This window comes from Chitinophaga sp. (assembly GCF_035564935.1).
Classification (GTDB): Bacteria; Bacteroidota; Bacteroidia; order Chitinophagales; family Chitinophagaceae; genus Chitinophaga.
Genome location: NZ_DATMTE010000884.1, coordinates 1 through 1732, shown reverse-complemented (window position 1 = coordinate 1732; position 1732 = coordinate 1). Strand labels below are relative to the sequence as shown.

The following is a 1732-nucleotide window of genomic DNA, read 5'->3' as shown; positions in this document are numbered from 1 at the left end:
TTTATTGCCCACTGCCAGCGCAAAAGAAGCCGGTATTGATGAACAGGCATTGCTGCAGATCGATGCCCTGGCCAATGATATGATTGCCCGCGGTGCGGCGCCCGGTGCAGAAGTTATGGCCCTGAAAGATGGAAAAATCATCTATAACCGCTGCTTTGGTCATTATGAGTACAACAAAAAGGAACCGGTAACACCCACCTCTATCTACGACCTGGCCTCTGTTACCAAAGTGTGCGCTACCACCTTATCGGTGATGCGACTGTACGATGAAGGCAAACTGAACCTGGACGCCACTTTGGGCGTGTACCTGCCGCAGGTGCTGGGAACCGATAAGGCCGGGTTGCGTATCCGTGATATCCTGTTGCACCAGGCCGGCCTGGTGGCCTATATCCCGTTCTATAAAGAAACACTTTACAGCAATGCGCGGCCTGACACCGTGTTGTATCACGCCAGCGCCGATGCTACGCATAGTATCCGTGTAGCTGATCACATGTACATGGAGAACAGCTATGTAGATACCATGTGGCAAAGGATATTGGATAGTAAGCTGTCGCCCCGGCAGGGTTATGTTTACAGTGATTGTGATTTTATTTTCCTGGGAAAGATCGTGGAAACGTTAACAGGAAAAAAGCTGAACGATTATGTGAGGGAAACGTTTTACGTACCGCTGGGACTGGCTACCACGGGTTTTTTACCAAGGGAGCGGTTTCCGTTATCGGAAATTGTTCCTACAGAACGTGAATATTCTTTCCGGATGCAGTTATTAAGGGGAGATGTACATGATCCTGGCGCTGCTATGTTTGGCGGTGTAGCCGGGCATGCGGGTTTATTTTCTGATGCGCACGACGTGGCGGTGATCATGCAGATGTTGCTGAATAAGGGATCATTTAATGGTGTGCAGTATATCAAGCCTGAAACGGTGCAGTTGTTCACCGCTTACAACAGCAATATCAGCCGCCGGGGGCTGGGGTTCGACAAACCGGAAAAAGATAATGCCACCCGCCGGGAGCCATATCCTGCCAGGAGCGCTTCTGCAGCCACTTTCGGGCATACGGGTTATACCGGCACCTGTGTGTGGGCAGACCCAACTTCCGGACTGGTATTTATTTTCCTGAGCAACCGGGTGTATCCTAACGGTGGCGTTAATACGAAAATATCGGCGTTACATACCAGGGAGAAAATGTTTGAGGCGGTGTATGAGTCGGCACGCAGATAACAAAGAGATAGCCAATAATAAAAAGAGAGGTGGTACCGTTTTTTACGGATACCACCTCTTTCATTTTTCAATTTATGCGATGCGGGACTACTCTGTTACGGAAACGCTCCTGTTGATCAGGGTTTGCGTTTTTATGGCAATAGCTTTTTCTGCCAGTTTGTTTTTTCCGCTCCTGATTTCGAAGGTGTAGTCGCCGTCCTCAAGAGATCCGAGGTTGTAACGTGCTTCAAAGCGCAGGGTAGCGGGTAATGTTTCGCGGTGCAGCGTGTTATTGTAGTTGTCTTTTATGTAAAGGGTCAGCTTTTCGTTGGAAGGATTATCCACGGAGAGCTGGAATAACAGCTGATCTTTCTGCAATTGAGTGATATGTACGTTGAAAGCTTCAACAGGAGCTGTGGGTACAGGTTTTTCTTTTGCCAGTCGCGCTGCATTATAGGCAAATGTTTTTGACTGGGCTGCAGCGTGTAAAATTGGGAAGAGGATAGTTACAAATACCAACAAAGCTACTTTGGGTGC

At 48.6% G+C, this 1732-nt stretch carries 2 protein-coding genes; one reads left to right on the top strand and one right to left on the bottom strand.

Going from position 1 to position 1732, the window contains the following annotated elements:
* The coding region (locus tag VN105_RS23105) for a serine hydrolase domain-containing protein (RefSeq protein ID WP_325644661.1) at positions 1-1216 on the top strand (1216 nt) is incomplete at its 5' end.
* Positions 1217-1303: 87 nt separating this feature from the next.
* Here the strand turns inward: VN105_RS23105 and VN105_RS23100 are convergent.
* Positions 1304-1732: hypothetical protein (locus VN105_RS23100; protein WP_325644659.1), on the bottom strand; the 429-nt coding region annotated here is incomplete at its 5' end.